The sequence below is a fragment of the Paludibacillus litoralis genome (genome assembly GCF_037646705.1).
GTDB lineage: Bacteria > Pseudomonadota > Alphaproteobacteria > Rhodobacterales > Rhodobacteraceae > Pikeienuella > Pikeienuella litoralis.
The window spans coordinates 50,727-68,906 of sequence record NZ_JBBHER010000008.1; the positions used below are offsets into that span (position 1 = coordinate 50,727).

Annotated in this window: 20 protein-coding genes; 10 read left to right on the forward strand and 10 right to left on the reverse strand. The window is 67.1% G+C overall.

The genetic code is table 11. The features are described from left to right. Positions 1–202 precede the first annotated feature (202 nt). A complete protein-coding gene (locus WG921_RS14630; RefSeq protein WP_340109992.1) occupies positions 203–1,633 on the reverse strand; it encodes an amidase in 1,431 nt (476 codons plus the stop codon). Between the two features lie 179 nt (positions 1,634–1,812). Between WG921_RS14630 and WG921_RS14635 the strand changes: the two genes are divergently transcribed. Further along, positions 1,813–2,508 carry a GntR family transcriptional regulator gene (locus WG921_RS14635; RefSeq protein WP_340109993.1) on the forward strand — a complete coding sequence of 232 codons (696 nt, stop codon included), beginning with the start codon at positions 1,813–1,815 and terminating at the stop codon, positions 2,506–2,508. A 67-nt stretch (positions 2,509–2,575) separates the two neighbouring features. Here the strand turns inward: WG921_RS14635 and WG921_RS14640 are convergent, their stop codons facing one another. Further along, complete coding sequence (locus tag WG921_RS14640) at positions 2,576–3,061, reverse strand: MarR family winged helix-turn-helix transcriptional regulator (protein WP_340109994.1); 486 nt, start codon at positions 3,059–3,061, stop codon at positions 2,576–2,578. 108 nt (positions 3,062–3,169) lie between these two features. Between WG921_RS14640 and panB the strand changes: the two genes are divergently transcribed. The 7 genes from panB (at position 3,170) to WG921_RS14675 (ending at position 10,733) form a co-directional block, all read left to right on the forward strand. Beyond that, entirely contained in the window at positions 3,170–4,039 is an 870-nt protein-coding gene (gene panB, locus WG921_RS14645) for a 3-methyl-2-oxobutanoate hydroxymethyltransferase (RefSeq protein WP_340109995.1), read from the forward strand. Between the two features lie 115 nt (positions 4,040–4,154). Continuing rightward, positions 4,155–5,060, forward strand: a complete 906-nt coding sequence (locus WG921_RS14650) for a phytanoyl-CoA dioxygenase family protein (protein WP_340109996.1) — start codon at positions 4,155–4,157, stop codon at positions 5,058–5,060. A 291-nt stretch (positions 5,061–5,351) separates the two neighbouring features. Further along, positions 5,352–6,554: a pyridoxal phosphate-dependent aminotransferase gene (locus WG921_RS14655; protein ID WP_340109997.1), complete on the forward strand. Its 1,203-nt coding sequence runs from the start codon at positions 5,352–5,354 to the stop codon at positions 6,552–6,554. Between the two features lie 73 nt (positions 6,555–6,627). Next, positions 6,628–7,449 (forward strand): TIGR00282 family metallophosphoesterase, encoded by an 822-nt coding sequence (locus tag WG921_RS14660; protein WP_340109998.1) that lies wholly within the window; start codon positions 6,628–6,630, stop codon positions 7,447–7,449. Positions 7,450–7,519: 70 nt separating this feature from the next. Continuing rightward, positions 7,520–9,295 carry an SLC13 family permease gene (locus tag WG921_RS14665; RefSeq protein ID WP_340109999.1) on the forward strand — a complete coding sequence of 592 codons (1,776 nt, stop codon included), beginning with the start codon at positions 7,520–7,522 and terminating at the stop codon, positions 9,293–9,295. A gap of 44 nt (positions 9,296–9,339) precedes the next feature. Beyond that, positions 9,340–10,086: a YebC/PmpR family DNA-binding transcriptional regulator gene (locus WG921_RS14670; RefSeq protein ID WP_340110001.1), complete on the forward strand. Its 747-nt coding sequence runs from the start codon at positions 9,340–9,342 to the stop codon at positions 10,084–10,086. A 29-nt stretch (positions 10,087–10,115) separates the two neighbouring features. After that, positions 10,116–10,733, forward strand: a complete 618-nt coding sequence (locus WG921_RS14675) for a thiamine phosphate synthase (protein WP_340110002.1) — start codon at positions 10,116–10,118, stop codon at positions 10,731–10,733. On the opposite strand, the gene WG921_RS14680 is transcribed toward WG921_RS14675, so the two are convergent. The 3 genes from WG921_RS14680 to WG921_RS14690 all read right to left on the reverse strand — a co-directional run bounded on the left by WG921_RS14680 (position 10,713) and on the right by WG921_RS14690 (position 12,702). Next, a complete protein-coding gene (locus WG921_RS14680; protein WP_340110003.1) occupies positions 10,713–11,564 on the reverse strand; it encodes a lysophospholipid acyltransferase family protein in 852 nt (283 codons plus the stop codon). The genes WG921_RS14675 and WG921_RS14680 overlap by 21 nt on opposite strands. Next, positions 11,557–12,360: an L-ornithine N(alpha)-acyltransferase gene (gene olsB / locus WG921_RS14685; RefSeq protein WP_340110004.1), complete on the reverse strand. Its 804-nt coding sequence runs from the start codon at positions 12,358–12,360 to the stop codon at positions 11,557–11,559. The genes WG921_RS14680 and olsB overlap by 8 nt, the downstream gene beginning before the upstream one ends. Positions 12,361–12,522: 162 nt before the next feature. Next, positions 12,523–12,702, reverse strand: a complete 180-nt coding sequence (locus WG921_RS14690; RefSeq protein ID WP_340110005.1) for a DUF3553 domain-containing protein — start codon at positions 12,700–12,702, stop codon at positions 12,523–12,525. A 32-nt stretch (positions 12,703–12,734) separates the two neighbouring features. Here WG921_RS14690 and WG921_RS14695 point away from each other — a divergent pair, with 32 nt between their 5' ends. Continuing rightward, the gene (locus tag WG921_RS14695) at positions 12,735–13,340 is read left to right on the forward strand and encodes a histidine phosphotransferase family protein (RefSeq protein WP_340110006.1); all 606 of its coding nucleotides are present in this window, start codon (positions 12,735–12,737) and stop codon (positions 13,338–13,340) included. Here the strand turns inward: WG921_RS14695 and WG921_RS14700 are convergent. Genes WG921_RS14700 through WG921_RS14710 form a run of 3 tightly spaced genes read right to left on the reverse strand, consistent with a single transcriptional unit; the run spans position 13,337 to position 15,404 of the window. Then, positions 13,337–13,867: a gamma carbonic anhydrase family protein gene (locus WG921_RS14700; RefSeq protein ID WP_340110007.1), complete on the reverse strand. Its 531-nt coding sequence runs from the start codon at positions 13,865–13,867 to the stop codon at positions 13,337–13,339. The two genes, WG921_RS14695 and WG921_RS14700, sit on opposite strands and share 4 nt — an antisense overlap. Continuing rightward, entirely contained in the window at positions 13,864–14,505 is a 642-nt protein-coding gene (gene gmk, locus WG921_RS14705; RefSeq protein ID WP_340110136.1) for a guanylate kinase, read from the reverse strand. Before gmk ends, WG921_RS14700 begins: the two co-directional genes overlap by 4 nt. A gap of 14 nt (positions 14,506–14,519) precedes the next feature. Further along, positions 14,520–15,404 carry a YicC/YloC family endoribonuclease gene (locus WG921_RS14710; protein ID WP_340110008.1) on the reverse strand — a complete coding sequence of 295 codons (885 nt, stop codon included), beginning with the start codon at positions 15,402–15,404 and terminating at the stop codon, positions 14,520–14,522. A 212-nt stretch (positions 15,405–15,616) separates the two neighbouring features. Here WG921_RS14710 and WG921_RS14715 point away from each other — a divergent pair, with 212 nt between their 5' ends. Next, complete coding sequence (locus WG921_RS14715; protein ID WP_340110009.1) at positions 15,617–16,300, forward strand: PAS domain-containing protein; 684 nt, start codon at positions 15,617–15,619, stop codon at positions 16,298–16,300. A 75-nt stretch (positions 16,301–16,375) separates the two neighbouring features. On the opposite strand, the gene WG921_RS14720 is transcribed toward WG921_RS14715, so the two are convergent. Continuing rightward, positions 16,376–17,101: an RlmE family RNA methyltransferase gene (locus tag WG921_RS14720; RefSeq protein WP_340110010.1), complete on the reverse strand. Its 726-nt coding sequence runs from the start codon at positions 17,099–17,101 to the stop codon at positions 16,376–16,378. After that, entirely contained in the window at positions 17,098–18,162 is a 1,065-nt protein-coding gene (locus WG921_RS14725; protein WP_340110011.1) for a Ppx/GppA phosphatase family protein, read from the reverse strand. Before WG921_RS14725 ends, WG921_RS14720 begins: the two co-directional genes overlap by 4 nt. Between the last annotated feature and the right edge of the window lie 18 nt (positions 18,163–18,180).

An 18,180-nucleotide genomic window follows, 5' to 3' on the forward strand; every position in this document is an offset into this window, starting at 1 on the left:
GGAGGCCCTTTCTTCATGGCGGCGCAGGCGCCGCGCGGGTTTTCATCCGGGGGCGGTCATGAGGCTCTGTATACAGCTCCGCATACAAGCAAGCGGCCCATCCGGCAAGGAGCGCGAAAGACGCCCGCGCCCGCGATCAGGCGCTCTCGCATCCCGGCCCATTCATGAATCGCAGGATGAGCCGGGCGCGCGCCTTCGTCGATCACAATCGCGCCGGGCTGGCGACGCCCAGCGCGTCCTCCACCCATTTCGCCGCCGCCAGCAGCGCCGCGTCTCCATAGGGCTTGCCGATCAGTTGCAGGCCGACCGGCAGACCGCCCGCCGTCACCCCGCATGGCAGCGAGATCGCGGGAAAGGCCGGCAGCGCGCTCACCGCATAGGTCAGGGCCATCCATTCGAGGCGGTTGGAGAATGTCCGGTCTCCCAACCGCTCGAGATAGTCGACGCCGATATCGGGCGCGGCGACGATCGCCGTCGGCGTCACGAGAAGGTCGCGCCCCTCGAAGAACCCGGCCAGCGCCTGGTGCAGCTTCATCCGAAGCCGCTCCGCGGCGCCGATGTCATCCGCGGTGAGCCGGCGCCCGGCGGCGACGCTCTGGTTCACCTCGACGCGGAGACGCTCTTCATGCTCTTTGGCGAACGCGCTGAACCGTGCGACGAAGTCCAACCCGCGCACGGCCGGATAAAAGGCGTCTATCGAGCGGAAGTCGGGCACGCCCTCCTCCTCCACCCCGACGCCCGCCGCTTCGAGCCGCGCCATGGCGCCCCGGCAGAGAGCCTCCACCTCCGGGTCGATCGACGTCAGGTTCAGCGTCGCGGAGAACCCGACCCGCCGCGGCGCCTCCGGCCGCGCGGCGGCGGCCTGACATGCGCCAGGCGCGGCCGGGCGCGACAACGGATCGAAAGGGTCGAAGCCGCTCATCGCATCCAGCAGCAGCGCGCAATCGGCGACATTCCGCGCCATCGGCCCCTCGACCCCGAACCCGATATAGCCGATCGTCTTGCGGGCGCGCGGCGTCCGCCCGAGGCTGGGCCGCATGCCGACGACTCCGCAAAAGCTCGCGGGCTGGCGGAGGCTGCCGCTCAAATCCGTGCCGGTCGCCAGCCAGACCGACCCGGACGCGAGCGCGGCGGCGGATCCGCCGGAGGATCCGCCCGCGGATTTCGTCAGATCGTGCGGATTGCGCGTCGGGCCGAAGACGGTGTTGTTGGTGTTGCCGCTCGATCCGAATTCCGGCGTGTTCGACTTCGCGAGGACAACGCCGCCGGCGCCCTCGATCCGCTCCACGACGGGAGCGGATTCGGCCGGGATATGATCCTTGAAAATCTCGGAGCCGAAGGTCGTGCGCACCCCGGAGACCTCGGTCAGATCCTTGACCGCCAGCGGAACGCCGCCAAGAAACGCCGAAGGCCAGTCGCCGGTCTTCGCGGCGCGATCGACACGCGCAGTGATCTCGCGCGCGTTTTTCCTCGCCCGCTCCTCGCAAAGCGTCGGCAGCGCGTTCACCTCGCCGTCCACCTTCCTGATGCGCTCCAGCGCCGCGTCCAGAAGCTCCATCGGGCGGACCTCCCGGCGTTTGACCAGATCCGCCGCCTGCACGGCGGTCAATCGCCTGAGTTCGCTGTTCGACATTCGCGCGCGCTCCGATGTTCGTGTTCGCTTGAGGACATGCGCGCCGTAAGGGTAAGAACGGCCGCCCCGCAATTGCATGCGGACGATCATGCAACATTGTATGCGGGTCAATGGCGACATAGCGTTCGCCATGCGGATGTCCTCGGCCGGCCGGCCTCGTTGTCATATCGGGATGCACCATGGAGAAAAGCAGCGTCGACCGGGTCCATGCCGAGTTGCGGAAGATGGCGGCGAACTTCGTGTTCAAGCCCGGCGAAAAGCTGAATGAGAGCCAGCTCGCCCAGCGACTCGGCTCCAGCAGGACGCCTCTGCGCGAAGCCCTGAACCGGTTGGTCGCGGAAGGGTTCTTGACGTTTCAGCCGGGAAAGGGCTTTTCCTGCCGGACGCTTGCGCCGGATGACATCCTGCATCTCTATGAGCTGCGCGTCGCGATCGAATGCGAGGCGCTCCGTCATTCGGCGCTCCGCGCCGACGAAAGCCGCATCGAGGCGCTTTCCGCCTATCTGGACGCCATCGAGCCCGCTTATGAAACCTGCCGGGATCCGTTCGCTCTTTTGCAGATGGACGAGACGTTCCATCTCGACCTGGCGGCGCTTTCCGGCAATCCGGAGTTCGTCCGGACGCTCGCCAACGTCAATGGGCGGATCCGCTATGTCCGCATGATCGACCTCAAGACGATGCGCGAGAGGCCGGCCGCCGAAACCGATGCGGCGGTCCGGCTCACGGCTCATCGGCGGATCCTCGACGGGCTGCGCGCGCGGGACGCGCCGGCGGCGCTGACGGCGCTCCGCACCCATATCGAGCGACGGCGCGAACAGACCACCATCGCGGTGCGGAACGCCTACGCCCAGATCTACGTCGACGCGGCGCCGTGACCCTCGCCCCGGCCGGCGGGCCACGCGCCCGCAGCCCGGGCGCCTTCCGAGTCCATCGCGGCCGCGTTCAGGTCTTCAGCGTCGCGGCGTGCCGCGTCAGCTTCTCGAGAAGCGCATCGAGGGTCCTGCGCTCGTCCCGGTCGAGCGCGGCGAGCACCTCTTCCTGACGCGCGAGGAAGAAGGACACGATCTTCTCATGCAGCGCGCGGCCCTCGGCGGTGATCGTGAGATGCGCCTGGCGCCCGTCATCGGGGTCCGGCACCCGTTCAATATAATTCTCGGCGAGCATCCGGGCCACGGCGCGGGAGATCGAGCTCCGCGGGCGGCGAGACATCCGCGCGACGTCCTGCGCCGTCAGCACCGGAAAATGGGCGAGGCAGAGAATCAGCAGATACTCCCCGCGGATGATCCCGAACCGGCGCCGGATCTCGTCATAGGTCGGGATGACGATCGCGTTGGCGAGATAGGAGATACGGTAGGCGTCGCGAAACTCCACGGTCTCGAAAACCCGCGTCAGGTCCTGCGGTCTCGCTGATGATTTCGATCCGCTCATGGCTTCTCCCCCTCGTGGCGCGCGTGCAGATTCTCCCTCTTGCCAAACGGAAGCAAGTTCGGCAGGGTCGTTCCAAATGGAACGAGTATTGACCCCACACAGGAGCGCATGGTGACGCACCCCCGCCCGAAGCTGACGAACCCCGATCTCGCCAAGAAGAAGGCCGCCGGCGAACGGCTCGTCATGGTCGCCGTCGGCGAGGCGTTGACCGCGGCATGGGCGGAGCGGGCGGGGGTCGACATCATCGGCGTCGGCGACAGTCTCGGGATGACCATCCACGGGCATGAGAACACGCTGGCGATGACCGTCGATCAGATGATCGATCACTGCAAGGCGGTCAGGCGCGGGGCGCCGAACACGATGTGCTCCGTCGCGATGCCCTATGGCTCCTACGCGACGCCGGATATCGCGGTTACGAACGCGCTGCGGCTGATGAAGGAATCCGGGGCCGATTCGGTCAAGCTCCAGGGCGGCCGGGAGATGTTCGCCATCATCAAGGCGGTCGCGGACGCCGGGGTTCCGGTGATGAGCCATGTCGGCCTTCTGCCGCACCGGGTTCATATCCACGGCGGCTTCAAGATGCAGGGCAAGACCGCCGAAGACGCGCTGAAGATCATCGACAACGCCAAGGCCATCGAGGAGGCCGGCGCCATCGGCATCGAGATCGAAGCGATGCCCTATGAGGTCGGGAAGGCGGTGGATGAGGCGGTGTCGATCTTCACCTTCTCGATCGGCGCCGGCTCGGCCGGAACCTGCCAGCTTCTGAACGGATACGACCTCATCGGAGCCTTTGACAGCTTCAAGCCGAAATTCGCGAAACGCTACGGCAACATCGCCGAAGTCGCGACCAAGGCGTTCGCGGCCTACGCCGAAGACGTCCGCTCCGGCGCGTTCCCCGACGAAGAGCACAGCTACAAGATGAAGTCCGAAGAAGCCGAAAAACTCGCCGCCGCCCTCGCCGAAGGGAGGACCGAATGAGCGAAGGCGCCTCCCTCCCGCGCCCCTGCCTCCGCGCGCTCGCGCCGGCGCGCAAACACCCGACCCCCGCCAAAGCGGCGCCCAGGCTTTTCACTCGCAACGAAAGGAAGACGCCATGACTCCAGAAGAAATTCTCAGCCATCCCGCCCGCGTGCTCACCGAAGCGCAGCGGGAAAAATACTTCACCGACGGCTTCGTCTCGGTCGCGGAGATCGTCCCCGCGGACGTGCTCGCGGAATTGCAGCGCGTCACCGCCGAATTCCAGGACGAGAGCCGGTCGGTCACGGCCTCCGACGACAAGTTCGACATCGGCCCCGGCCATACGGCGGACGCGCCGATCCTCCGCCGCCTGAAGTCTCCGGACATTCGGCACGAAGCCTATTGGCGGTTCGCCACCGGGCTGATGGCCGACGTCGCCGCCGATCTCGTCGGGCCGAATGTGACGTTCCATCACTCCAAGCTGAACTTCAAATGGTTCGACGCGTCCGACACCGTGAAATGGCATCAGGACATCCAGTTCTTCCCGCACACCAACTACAATGTCCTGACCATCGGCTGCTATCTCGCGGACACGGACATGAGCAACGGGCCGCTCGCCGCGCTCAAGGGCTCGCATGACGAGCCGCTCTACAACCAGTATGACGCCGACGGAAACTGGACCGGGATGCTCTCGGACGAAGACGCCGCCCGGGTCGACGAAAGCCGGATCGAGTACATGACCGGCAAGGCCGGATCGATCACGATCCATAACGCGCGGACCCTGCATTATTCGCCGTCGTCGAAGAATCCGGTGCCGCGCCCGCTGCTGCTGAACTGCTACACGTCGGCCGACGCCAAACCCTACACCGCCCACCCGCAGCCGACCGCGAACACCTACAAGATCGTGCGGGGAGAGGCCGTGAAATGGGCTCATCACGACCCCCGGCCCTGCCAGATCCCGCCGGATTGGGCGAAGGGCTACACCTCGATCTACGCGGCGCAGGCTGGCGAAGACAAACCCGCCGCAGGCGGCATGATGTAAGACGCTCCACCCCGCGGCGCCCGCTATCGACCGGCGCCGCGGAGAAGGATCGCGCGCCCCCCGCGGAGAATACGGATTCTCCGCAGGGGGCTGAACCGGAAGCGGGCTGCGCGGCCTTTGCGCTCCGCGCGATCAATCCTCGTCCGGCTCCATCAAACCTCGCGCCCTCACCGTCCCCCATTTGTTCAGAGAATGTCGCATCCGGCGCGCGCGATTGCGGCGACGGCTCGATCTTGTCGCACGGCTGCGCGCGGCGTAAGACCGGTATCGACATTCAAAAGGGAGCTCAGAATGGCATTTCTCGCCGATAGCCTCGCCCGTGTGAAACCATCCCCCACCATCGCCGTTTCAACAAAGGCGCGCGAACTGAAGGCGGCCGGCCGAGACGTGATCGGCCTCGGCTCCGGCGAGCCGGATTTCGACACGCCGGAAAATATCCGCGAAGCCGCGAAGCGCGCCATCGACGAAGGCCATACCCGCTACACCGCGCCCGACGGCACGCCGGAGCTGAAGGCGGCGATTTCGGCGAAGTTCAAGCGCGAGAACGGGCTCGACTACACGCCGTCCCAGATCACGGTCTCCACCGGCGGGAAACAAGTGCTGTATAACGCGCTGGTCGCGACGCTGAATCCCGGCGACGAGGTCGTGATCCCGGCGCCCTACTGGGTCAGCTATCCGGATATGGTCCTGCTCGCCGGCGGGGAGCCGGTGGCGGTCGAGGCCGGGATCGAAACCAATTTCAAGATCACGCCCGAACAGCTCGAGGCCGCGATCACCCCGAAAACCAAGTGGTTGATCTTCAATTCGCCGTCGAACCCGACCGGCGCCGGCTATTCGGCCAAGGAGTTGAAGGGGCTGACCGACGTTCTGATGCGCCATGAGCATGTCTGGGTGATGACCGACGACATGTATGAGCACCTCGCCTACCCGCCGTTCAAGTTCGCCACCGTCGTCGAGGTCGAGCCGCGGCTTTACGACCGGACGCTGACGGTCAACGGCGTCTCCAAGGCCTACGCGATGACCGGCTGGCGGATCGGTTACGCCGGTGGGCCGGAGCATCTGATCAAGGCCATGGGCAAGGTGCAGTCGCAATCCACGTCCAACCCCTGCTCCGTCAGCCAATGCGCGGCGGTGGAGGCGCTGAACGGACCGCAGGATTACATTCCCTGGTCGCTCGAGCATTTCCAGCGGCGGCGCGATCTCGTCGTCTCGATGCTCAACCAGACGCGGGGGATCGAGTGCCCGACCCCGGAAGGCGCGTTCTACGTCTACCCGTCGATCAAGGGCTGCATCGGCAAGACCGCGCCGAGCGGCAAGGTCATCGCCACCGACGAGGATTTCGCGACCGAGCTTCTGGAGGCGGAGGGAGTCGCGGTGGTGTTCGGCGGCGCTTTCGGGGTTTCGCCCTGCTTTCGCATCTCCTACGCGACGTCGGACGAGGCGCTGGAGGAAGCCTGTCGGCGGATTCAGCGGTTCTGCGGCGCGCTGGTTTGATCGAAGCGCCGAAATCCGGACTTTCAGCCGCCCACGCGATATCGCCAGAACATGAGATAGTGGAGATAAACCTTTGAACCTCTTGTTTCTTGGCGATATCGTCGGTCGGTGCGGCCGTGATGCGGTGGTCGGCGCCCTGCCCGGCCTCCGCGAGCGGCTGAAGCTGGATTTCGTCGTCATCAACGGCGAGAACAGCGCCGGCGGCTTCGGCATGACCGCCGCGATCGCCAACGATCTTTTCGAGGCTGGCGCCGATTGCGTCACGCTCGGCGATCACGCCTTCGACCAGAAGGAGATGCTGGGCCACATCGATACGGAGCCGCGCATCCTGCGGCCGTTGAACTTCGCGCCGGCGGCGCCGGGCCTCGGGGCGCGGTTGTTCGAGGCGCCGCGCGGAAAGCGGGTTCTGGTCGCCGTCGCGCTCGGCCGGCTCTTTCTCTCGCGCCCCTATGACAATCCCTATCCGATGCTGGAGACGGCGCTGAAGAAACATCCGCTCGGCGCCGGCGCGGACGCGACGATCCTTGAATTCCACGCCGAGGCGACCTCCGAGAAGATGGCGATCGGCCAGTATTTCGACGGCCGGGCGTCGCTCGTCGTCGGCACCCATACGCATGTCCCGACCGCGGACACGATGATCCTGCCTCGCGGCAGCGCCTATCAGACCGACGCCGGCATGTGCGGCGATTACAATAGCGTGATCGGGATGGAACCTTCGGAGCCGCTCAGGCGCTTCACCACCGGAATGACCGGCGGCCGGTTCGCCCCGAACGACGGCGAAGCGACGGTTTCGGGCGTTTTCGTGGAGACCGGCCCGGACGGCCGGGCGCTCCGGGCCTCACCGCTTCGGGTCGGCGGGCGTCTGGGCCAGTCTCCTTGCGAAGCCGCAGGGTGAGTGCGCGCCTTAATCCGCGGCCGGTTCGGTGATATCCTGAGCCGATCGCCCCAGAAGGAGCTTTCGGCGCTTGGATTTCTTATCGCCCGAGATATGGCCGGCTCTCCTCACGCTCGGCGTCGTGGCGGTGATGTTCGCGCTTTTCATCTCGGAGCTCTATCCGCCGGAGACCGTCGCCATCGGCGGCGCCGGGGGATTGCTGGCGGCGGGCGTCCTCACGATCGACGATCTCCTTCAGGCCATCGCCAATCCTGCGCCCCTCGCCATCGCCGCGATGTTCGTGATCTCCGGCGCGCTGGTGCGCACCGGGGCGCTTGGCGCGGCCACGGCCGCGCTGACCCGCTCCGTCGAGACCCGGCCGCGAAGGACGATCGCGGCGCTCGGCGTGTTCATCATCTTCGCCTCCGCCTTCATGAACAACACGCCTGTGGTCCTGATCCTGATCCCGGTCGTCTCGAAAGTCGCCGCGCGCCTTGAGGTCTCTCCGTCCAGATTATTGATTCCCCTGTCGTACTGCGCGATTCTCGGGGGGGTGTGCACGCTGATCGGCGCCTCGACCAATCTTCTCGTCGACGGGGTCGCGCGGAGCAAGGGGCTCGCCCCATTCTCGCTCTTCGAGGTGACGCCTCTCGCCCTCATCCTCGCCGCGGCGGGATTCGGATTCATGGCGCTCGCCGCGCCGCGGTTTCTGCCGGACCGGCAGGCGATCGCGAGCTTTCTGACCAGGAAGCGCGAAGCCCGCTTCATGACCCAGATCGCGGTTGGCGAAGGCTCGCCCCTGATCGGTGAAAAGCCGCTGGAATGCGACCTCTTCCAGCGCGAGGGAATGCGGATCGTCGATGTGCTGCGGGGGGACGCGTCGCTTCGCAGGAATTTCGCGTCCGTGGCCTTCGAAGCCGGCGACATCATCGTGATCCGCACCGGCGTCGATGAGCTGCTGACGCTCCGGCGGAGCCGAAAAGTGGCGATGGTCGACGAAATCGCTTCATCCGAGAGCGTCACGGTGGAGGCCCTGATCGGGCCGGATTGCGCCATGGTCGGGCGCACGCTCGGCCGGCTGCGGCTGCGGCGGCGCTACGGGGTCTATCCGCTGGCCGTGCACCGGCGGGCGCAACGCGTCGGGCGGAAGCTCGACGATGTGGATGTCCGGGTCGGCGACACGCTTCTGCTCGAGGGCGCGCCGGAAGACATCCGGCGCCTCGCGGACGATATGGATCTCGTCGACCTGAACGAGCCCTCCGGCCGCCCGTTCAGGCGCAGGCGGGCGCCCGTGGTCCTGCTGGTTCTGGCGGCGGTGGTCGGCGCGTCCGCCTTTGGCGGGCTTTCCATCGCGGCGGCGGCGGTGATCGGCGTGGCGGTCGTGCTTCTCACCCGCTGCATCGACGCGGATGAAGCCTTTTCCGTGATCGACGGATCGCTTCTGGCGCTGATTTTCGCGATGCTCGCCGTGGGCCGCGCGCTCCAGGTCTCCGGGGCCGCCGACATGATCGCCGAGGGGCTCGCGCCCTATCTGATGGACATGCCGCCCTGGCTCGCGCTCTGGTGTCTTTATCTTGTCGCGTCCGCGATGACCGAGCTCGTGACCAACGCGGCGGTGGCGGTGGTCATGACGCCGGTGGCGATTTCGCTCGCCGCCGCGCTCGGCGTCGACGCCCGGGCTTTCGTTGTCGCGGTGATGCTCGCCGCCAGCCTCAGCTTCGCGACGCCGATCGGATATCAGACCAACACCATGGTCTACGCGCCCGGCGGATACCGCTTCACGGACTTCCTCCGCCTCGGCCTGCCGATGAATCTCGGGCTCGGGTTGCTCGCCGCCATGCTCATCCCCCTTTTCTGGCCCCTGTGAGCAGTCTATAAGGCCGCGCAAGATCCGAAAAGACCGAGGTTTTCATGGCCGGCCATTCCAAATGGGCGAATATCCAGCATCGCAAAGGGCGGCAGGACGCCGCCCGCTCGAAGCTTTTCTCCAAACTGGCGAAGGAGATCACCGTCGCCGCGAAGATGGGAGACCCCGACCCGGACAAGAACCCGCGGCTCCGACTCGCGGTCAAGGAGGCCAAAAGCGTCTCCGTGCCGAAGGACGTGATCGACCGGGCCATCAAGAAGTCTCAGGGGGGCGACGCGGAGAACTACGACGAAATCCGCTATGAGGGATACGGGCCTGGCGGCGTCGCGGTGATTGTCGAGGCGATGACCGACAACCGGAACCGGACCGCGTCCAATGTCCGCTCGACCTTCACCAAGAACGGCGGCAATCTCGCCGAGACCGGCGCCGTCAGCTTCATGTTCGACCGGAAGGGGCAGATCCTCTACGGGGTCGACGCGGGCGACGAGGTGAAGGTGATGGACGCCGCGATCGAGGCCGGCGCCGAGGATGCGGAAAGCTCCGAGGACGGCCACGTCATCATCACCGATCCCAACGATCTCGCCGATGTCGCGGCGGCTCTGGAGAACGCGCTCGGCGAGGCCGAATCGGTGAAGCTGATCTGGAAGCCCCAGACCCTCACCGAAATCAACGAGGAGACCGGAGCCACGCTCTTCAAGCTGATCGACGCGCTCGAGGATGACGACGACGTGCAAAGCGTCACCGCCAATTTCGACGCCTCCGACGAACTCATGGAAAAGCTGGCGGGCTGAACCGCGCGGCGCGCGGGAAGGATCGAATTATGGACGAGCCGCGCATCTATCTCGTCACACCGCCGCTCAGCGATGGCGCGGAGTTCGCGCCGATGCTCGACGCCGCGCTCACCGCGGCGCGCGTCGCCTGCGTCCGGTTTCGCGTCGCCGATGACGATGAGGCGCTGATCCGCCGCGTCGCCGACCCGCTCCGCGAGATCTGCCACCGCCATGACGTCGCGCTGGTCGCCACCGACCATTTCCGGCTTGTGCGGCCGCTCGGCCTCGACGGGGTTCACCTGGCCAATCCGCGACTCAACGTGCGGGAGGCGCGGAAGGCTCTCGGAGACGACGCCATCGTCGGCGCGTTCGCCGGGGCCTCCCGGCATCAGGGCATGACGCTGGCCGAAGCCGGAGCGGATTATGTCTCGTTCGGGCCGGTCGCGGCCAGCGACCTTGGCGACGGGCAGATCGCGGAGCCGGCGCTCTTCGAGTGGTGGTCGGAGATGATCACGACGCCCGTGGTCGCGGAGGGCGGGGTCACGCTCGAACTCGCCGCCGCCCTCGCCGGAACGGCGGATTTCATCGCCGCCGACAGCGCGGTCTGGGATCACGCGGAAGGCCCGGCTGCGGGCGTCTGCGCGCTTTCAGCCCTGCTCGGTCAGTGAGGGAAAGGCGCTTCTGACGGCGCTCTCGCAATGGGCGGTCAGGGTCTTCCGATCCGGCCAGTCGGCGGCGTGGATCGCCTCGTGAAACACCATCTCGACGACGCCGCCGCGTGAGCGCGCGGCGACGGCCCAGACATGCGCCCCGAACGGCATCGAGCCCCACCAGCCGTAGAAATTCACCGGCAGCCCGAGCCGCGGCGACGGGCGATAGATCAGCGACACCGGCTGCACCAGCGCGCGCTCACGCACGCCGTCCACGAAAAGGACCGACATCAGCGAGCTCTTGAACGGCAGGACCCGGAGCCCGTCCGTGCTGGTCCCCTCGGGAAAGATGCAGAGCAGCTCGCCTGCTTTCATCCGCTCCAGAAGATCGGCCTGCTGGCGCATCGCCTCGGTGCGCTTGCGCTCGATGAACACCGTCTCGCAGAGCGCGGCGACGGCGCCGACGCCCGGCCATCTCCGAACGTCCGCCTTGGCGACGAAATTGACGCGCCTGACCGACCGCAGCGCGACGATGTCCACCCATGAGGCGTGATTGGCGACCAGAACTCCGCCGCTCTTGATCGGCGCGCCGCGCACGATCGGCTTCAGCCCGAAGATCTTGAGCATCACCCGCGACCAGAGTCGCGCGGCCGCGTAGTGGTACGTCACCCATGGGCCGAATGCGGCCTTCGCCCCACGCCCCGCGACGAACACCAGCAACAATACGCCCGTGACGCCGAGCGCGACGGAGATCCTGACCCAGGCCCGAATCCGCTGTCCGACGCTGAGCGGCGGCAGCGTCGGCGGCTCCGCGTCTTTCCAGGTCATCGGCGTCATCGCGTCAGCCAAGGACGCGATCCGTCGCGCCGCGCGATGCGCGCTGGTAGAATTCGCGATAGCGATCGACCATGCGCGTGGTGTCCATCAGGAGGCAAACGTCGACCGTATTGAACGCATGATCCACATAGGCCCCCTCGCCGACGAAGCCGCCAAGCCGGATATAGGCTTTTATCAAGGGCGGAATCTGTTTCATCGCCTCGGCCCGCGACACCTCCTCCGCGGGGATCAGATCCATCGGCACGAAGAACTCCTCGCGCGTGCGGACGCGAAGATCCTCGGGCGCAAGATGGTTGTGATGGAGATAGGCCAGCGGCTGCGCGAGCTTCGTCGGATCGGAGCCGTGAAAGCTGGCGACGCCGAACATGATCTCGATATCATGATCGGCGACGTAGCGCCCGAGCCCAGTCCATAACAGATGCATCGCCGCGCCGCCGCGATAGGCGACATCGACACAGGAGCGCCCAAGTTCGACCGTGTTGCGGGGGTAGTTGCGGATCTTGGTCAGGTCGTATTCCGACTCGCCGTAGAATCCGCAGCCTTGCTTCGCCACGTCGCCCCGCAGCAACCGGTAGACGCCGGCGACGCCGTCCAGCGGGTCCTCCGGCGTCGCCTCGTTGTCGATGAGAAGGAGATGATCGAAATACGGGTCGAAGGAATCGCGCTCGCGCCTGAGCTCGCGGTCCTCCGGAGACGGGGTCGCGCCCATCTCCTCCACGAACACGCGGTATCGCAGGCGCTGCGCGGCGGCGACGTCTTCGTCGCTCTCCGCCAGCCTTACGGTGAACCGACCTGCGTCAATCCGCAATGAAGCGCTCCTGCCATGGATCGGGAAAGCCGCCCCGACCGTCGGCGCGGACATTAAGTGAGCATGGAAGGCGACGCAACACAGCCTTCGGCCGGCGGAAGCCTCGCGGCGTTAACCAACAGCGCCCCGAGATCGGCTACACATGACGACGCAAATCAGGCGTCATTCCCAATCGGGGGCGACCAGCTCCAGATCGGCGGCGCCGCCAGTAAGGACCAACTTGCCCGCATGCTCAAAATTGACTGTGATCCGATCGCCGATATTCGACTGCACCCGCCCGAGGCCCCAATCGGGCCGCGCCCGGCTTCGAACGATGGCGCCAGGTTGATAAAGCGCGTCCATCGGCGCAACTCCCTTGTCGTGAGGCCGGACTGATGGACGATCTCATGCTTTCCGGGCTGGTTTCATCACGGATCTGCCACGACCTCATAAACCCTGTCGGGGCGATCGGCAACGGCATGGAGTTGCTGCGCGGGCCCGGCGGCGGCGAAGAGGAGATGCGCCTGATCGCAGACTGCGCCGACGCGGCCTCCAACTCCCTGCAATTTCTGCGTATCGCATTCGGCTCCCGCGCGCCGGACGAAGCGATCGAGACCCGAACGCTCGCCGGCGCCGCCGACGCGTATTTCGCCCGCCGCCGCGTGCGGCTCGACTGGGGCGATATCGGCGACGCGGTGCCGTTTCGCGCGGCGCAGCCGATCCTTCTCCTTGCGCTGGCCGGCGCCGGCGCCCTGCCCCGCGGCGGCCAATTGACGCTGTCGGCGGTGGAGACGGCGCCCCTCCGGCTGGAATGGGCGCTGGAGGCCGGAGCGGCGAAAATCCAGGATCGCGCGCGCGCGCTTCTCGCGGCGCGCCCCGCCCTGGCGGACATCGCGCCCGGCGAGGTGCATTTCGTTCTCCTCTGGCTCGCGGCGAAGGCGGCGGGCGCCAGGCCTTACTGGAGCGAGGCGGACGGCGCAGCCGCGGTCGGGCTCAGCTAGACCGGCTTCAGCCCTGCGCGGAATCGGCGCATGTTCGCCTGATAATGGCGCGCCGATTCCCCAAGCCCCTGTATCGCCGCGTCATCGAGCGTGCGCACCGCCTTGGCCGGCGCGCCGACGATGAGCGACCCGTCCGGAAACTCCTTTCCCTCCGTCACCAGCGCGTTCGCCCCGACAAGGCAGTTGCGCCCGATCCGCGCGCCGTTCAGCACGGTCGCGCCCATGCCGACCAGGCTGCCGTCTCCGATGGAGCACCCATGCAGGATCGCCATGTGGCCAATGGTGCAGCCGGCGCCGACGGTCAACGGAAAGCCTTCATCCGTATGCATGACGGAGCCGTCCTGGACGTTGGAGCCCTCGCCGATCTCGATCAACTCGCCATCCCCTCGCAGGACCGCGTTGAACCAGATGCCGACGCCGGATTTCAACGTCACATTGCCCATCACCCGCGCGCCGGGCGCGACCCAGAAATCGCCATCATCGGGCGTCGTCGGGGCCAGTCCGTCCAACTCGTAAAGTCCGCTCATCTTCGTCTCTCCTCAAATTCTTCGTTCAGGCGCCGGACGAACCCGCTCAGATCGGTGCGGCGCTCACGGCGCAATCTCTCCGCCTTCAGGATCGACGCCACCTCTCTCCGGCAGGTTTCGATATCCTCGTTGATGACGATATAGTCGTAAGCGTCCCAATGGCTTATTTCGCTCATCGACCTCTCCATCCGCCCCGCGATCACCTCGTCGCTATCCTGCGCGCGGGCGCGCAGACGCGCCTCCAGCGCCGCGATCGACGGCGGAAGGATAAACACCGAGACGGCCGAGCTGCGAAGCGGCGAATTCGCGATCTGCTGCGCGCCCTGCCAGTCCACGTCGAAGATCACGTCCCGCCCGGCTGAAATCGCCGCCTCCACCGGCGCGCGCGGCGTGCCGTAACGGTTTCCGAAGACCACGGCGTGCTCCAGCATCTCGCCCGCCTCGACCATCGCGGTGAAATCAGCGTGGCTCAGGAAGAGGTAATCGCGCCCATCTTCTTCGCCGGGCCGCGCCGGCCGCGTCGTGGCGGAGACGGAGAAGTCGAGTTCCGGCTCAGTGGCCAGCAGCCCCCGCGACACGGTCGATTTTCCGGCCCCGGACGGCGACGAGAGAATGAAAAGCAGCCCGCGGCGCTTCATCTGCGCGGCCCCGCTCATTCGACATTCTGCGCCTGTTCGCGCATCTGATCGATCACCACTTTCAACTCCAACCCGATGGACGTCAGCTCGGCGCTGGTCGCTTTCGAGCACAGCGTATTCGCTTCGCGGTTGAATTCCTGGGTCAGAAAATCGAGCTTCCGGCCGATCGGGCCGGTTTGCCCGATCAGAGCGCGCGCCGCCGCGACATGACCGGAGAGCCGATCCAACTCCTCGCGCACATCGGCCTTGACCGCCAAGAGCGCAAGCTCCTGCTGAAGGCGCTCCGGCGCGATGTCCGCTCCCGCCCCCATCAGCGCGGCGACCTTCTCGGCCAACCGCGCGGGAGCGGTGGTCCGGCTGGCGGCGTAGGCCGCTTCGGCCTCCTTGGTCAGATCCTCGATCCGGTCGATGAAGCCGGTGAAAAGCTCCCCCGCCCGCGCGCCCTCGGCCGCCCGGGATGTCTCAAGATCACGCAACAGCTCCGCGAACCCCTCGCCCAGAGCGGACAGCGCCGCATCGTCGAGCCCGGCGCCGCCGGGCGCCATGACGCCGCGAAGCGCCAGGATCTGGCCGATGGTCGTCGGCGCGAGATCGAGCCCCGAGGCGGAGGCCTGCGCCTCGCCCGCGCGCGCCGCGTCGATCACCGCCGCCAGCGCCGCCTCGTTCAACGCCGGCGCGCCCGTCTCGTCGCCTCCATCCGCGCGGAGCGTGAAGCCGATATTGCCGCGGCTGAACCTTTTCGCGGCCGCCGCGCGGAGTTGAGGCTCCAACGCTTCGGTCCCCTCCGCGAGGCGAAACCGCAGGTCCAGCCCCCGGCCATTCACGCTCTTCGCCTCCCAGCGCCAGCGCCGCCCCGCGACATGGCTCTCGGACACGGCGAACCCGGTCATCGACTGCATCTCGGCTCCTTTTTGTTCGAAGCGGGAGATTAAGCCGGGACGACAAGCGCGCCAAGCCCGCCGACCGCGGATCCGGCCCGCCGACGGGTTTTTCATCGGATTGAACCGGAACCGCGGCGCGGGGCGACAAAAGATTGAATAACCATGGGGAATGTTTTGAAAATACGGTATAAACTAATCGGGAATGACGATTCCGTTTTGGATTGGGGCTGATGTCCAGGTCGACCGCCATTGAAATGAAACACGCCGGCTCCCGTGCGCTTCACACGTACTGGAACACGCTCCGCGCCGGCCGCGCGGCGCCCTACAAGGCGGAGGTGACCGCCTCGGGCCTCGGCCCCGAGCTTTCCGACCATGTTTTCATTCTTGAATCGCTGGGTTCGGGCGCATTTCGGTTTCGCAGCGCCGGCGCGGCTCTTTATGATATTTTTGGCATGGAAATGAGAGGGATGGGCGCCGAAGCCACGATGGAGGGCGAAAGTCGCCGCCGATTCGTGGGGCTGGCGGAGCAAACACTCGCGGCCGGCGACGTCGGCGTCGCCAGGGGCGATGCGCTCGGCGACAGCCCGACGCTTGCGCTGGAGTTCATCCTGTTGCCGCTCCTGAGCGATTTCGGGCGCGCCGACCGGTTGCTCGGCGCCGTCCATGTCGCGCCCGGAGACGGGGCGCCGGAAGAGGCTGTGCACGCCGCGCGCCGCTGCCGCCTTCGGGAGACCGGCGTCATCAGCGCCGCGGCGCGCCCCCGGCGCGAGCGCGCGCAACCCCTGCCCGGCTTCGCCGAACCCGCGGCGTCTTTCCGCCATGATCGGTCGGCTGCGCAACCGAGCGGCGCCGGCGCGGCCAGGATGGGCGCCGATGCGCGCCGGCGCGATCATCTGAAAGTCGTGAAAGACTGATCCGCGAGAGCGCCCGGGCTCTCTCCCGTCCCTCCACCTCAGACCGGCGCGCCGCCGAGGCGGAGCGACCCGGCGTCAGTCCGTTTCCGCCCCGCCGCGAAACCCGGTCGCGACGACGAATTTTTCGGAGCTGTCCTTCCGCGAGGATGGCGGCTTCATATGCGAGACCTTCGTGAACCGGCGTTTCAGTTCCGTCAGCAATTCACCCTCCGCCCCTCCGGACAGAACCTTGGCGACGAACACGCCGCCCGGCTCCAACACATCGAAGGCGAACGCCGCGGCCGCCTCGCAAAGCGCCATGATCCGAAGGTGATCGGTCTGCTTGTGGCCGGAGGAGGACGCCGCCATGTCGGACATCACCACATCGACGGCGCCGGAGAGAGCCGCTTTCACCACCTCGTCGGCGCCTTCGTCGAGAAAGTCCATCTTGAGCAGCGTCGCGCCCGGGATCGGGTCCACGTCCTGAAGATCGACGCCGACGATCCGGCCGACCCGCTTGCCCTGCTTTTCGCCCAGCGCGTTGATCCGCGGAACCGAAACCTGGAGCCAGCCGCCCGGCGCGCAGCCGAGATCGACCACCCGAGCCCCGGGCACCAGGAAACGATGCTTGTCGTCGATCTCCATGATCTTGTAGGCCGCGCGGCCGCGATATCCCTCGGCCCGCGCGCGCGCGACATAGGGGTCGTTCAGCTGCCGCTCCAGCCAGAGCTGGGAGGAAAGCTTGCGCCCGCGCGCGGTCTTCACCTTCTGGCGAAGCTCGCGCGCGCCGCGCCCGGATCCGGATCCAGTCGGCCGGCTCACGCCTGCGCCTTCGCGTGCTGGGTGTAGATCAGGCCCTCGCGGAGGCCGCGATCCGCGACCCGGAGCCTTTGCGTCGGCCATACGTTGAGAATGGCGGACAGGATCGCGCAACTGGCGACGATCAGCCTGGCGCGGTCGACGCCGATGCTCGGATGCTGCGCCCGCGCGCCGTCCGGCAGGCTCGCCAACTCCTTGGCGATGCGCCGCGCGGCGCGGAACGGCAGCCAAAGCCCGTCGACCCGCGACCGGTCATAGCGGCGAAGACCGAGATGCGCGGCGCCGATCGTCGTGACCGAGCCGGACGCCCCGATAAGCTGCAGCGCCCCGTTCGCGGTCTCCTTGGCCATCGATTCGGCGAACCCGTCGATCAACTCCTCGAAATACCAGGTCATCAGCCCGAACCGCCGGCCGGAATCGGCGATCTCGGCGAATTTGTCCTCCAGCGTCGCGACGCCGACCGGGATCGACGCCCAATCGAGAATCCGCACCCCTGCGCCGCACGCTCCGGCCACGCCGATCCCCCTCACCCGCGCCGCGCGCTCGGCGGGGCGGACGGCCGCGAGATCGAGAAGCACCAGCTCCGTCGAGCCGCCGCCGATGTCGAACACCAGCACCCGCTCCGCCGTCGGGTCGACGAGCGGCCCGCATCCCGCCACCGCGAGGCGCGATTCCTCCTCCGGGTTGATGATCTCCAGAAGAATCCCCGTCTCCTCGCGCACCCGCGCGACAAACCCGGCGCCGTTCAGCGCCTGCCGGCATGCGGCGGTGGCGACCGCGCGAAATTGCGCCGGCTCCGCGCGCGAGAGCTTGGCCGCGCAGATCTTCAGCGCCGTGACCGCGCGGTCCATCGCCGCCGGAGCCAGCGCGCCGGATTTCTCCATCCCGTCGCCGAGCCGCACGACGCGCGAAAAACTGTCGATGACGCGAAGGGTCGGGCCGTCGGGGCGCGCGATGAGCAACCGGCAGTTGTTGGTTCCGAGGTCCAGCCCGGCGACCAGGGTCCCGGCCTCGGCCTGAGAGACGCCGGCGCGCGCATGTCGCAAAATCGCCTGCCCGTGCATCTCATCCCCTGTCTTGTC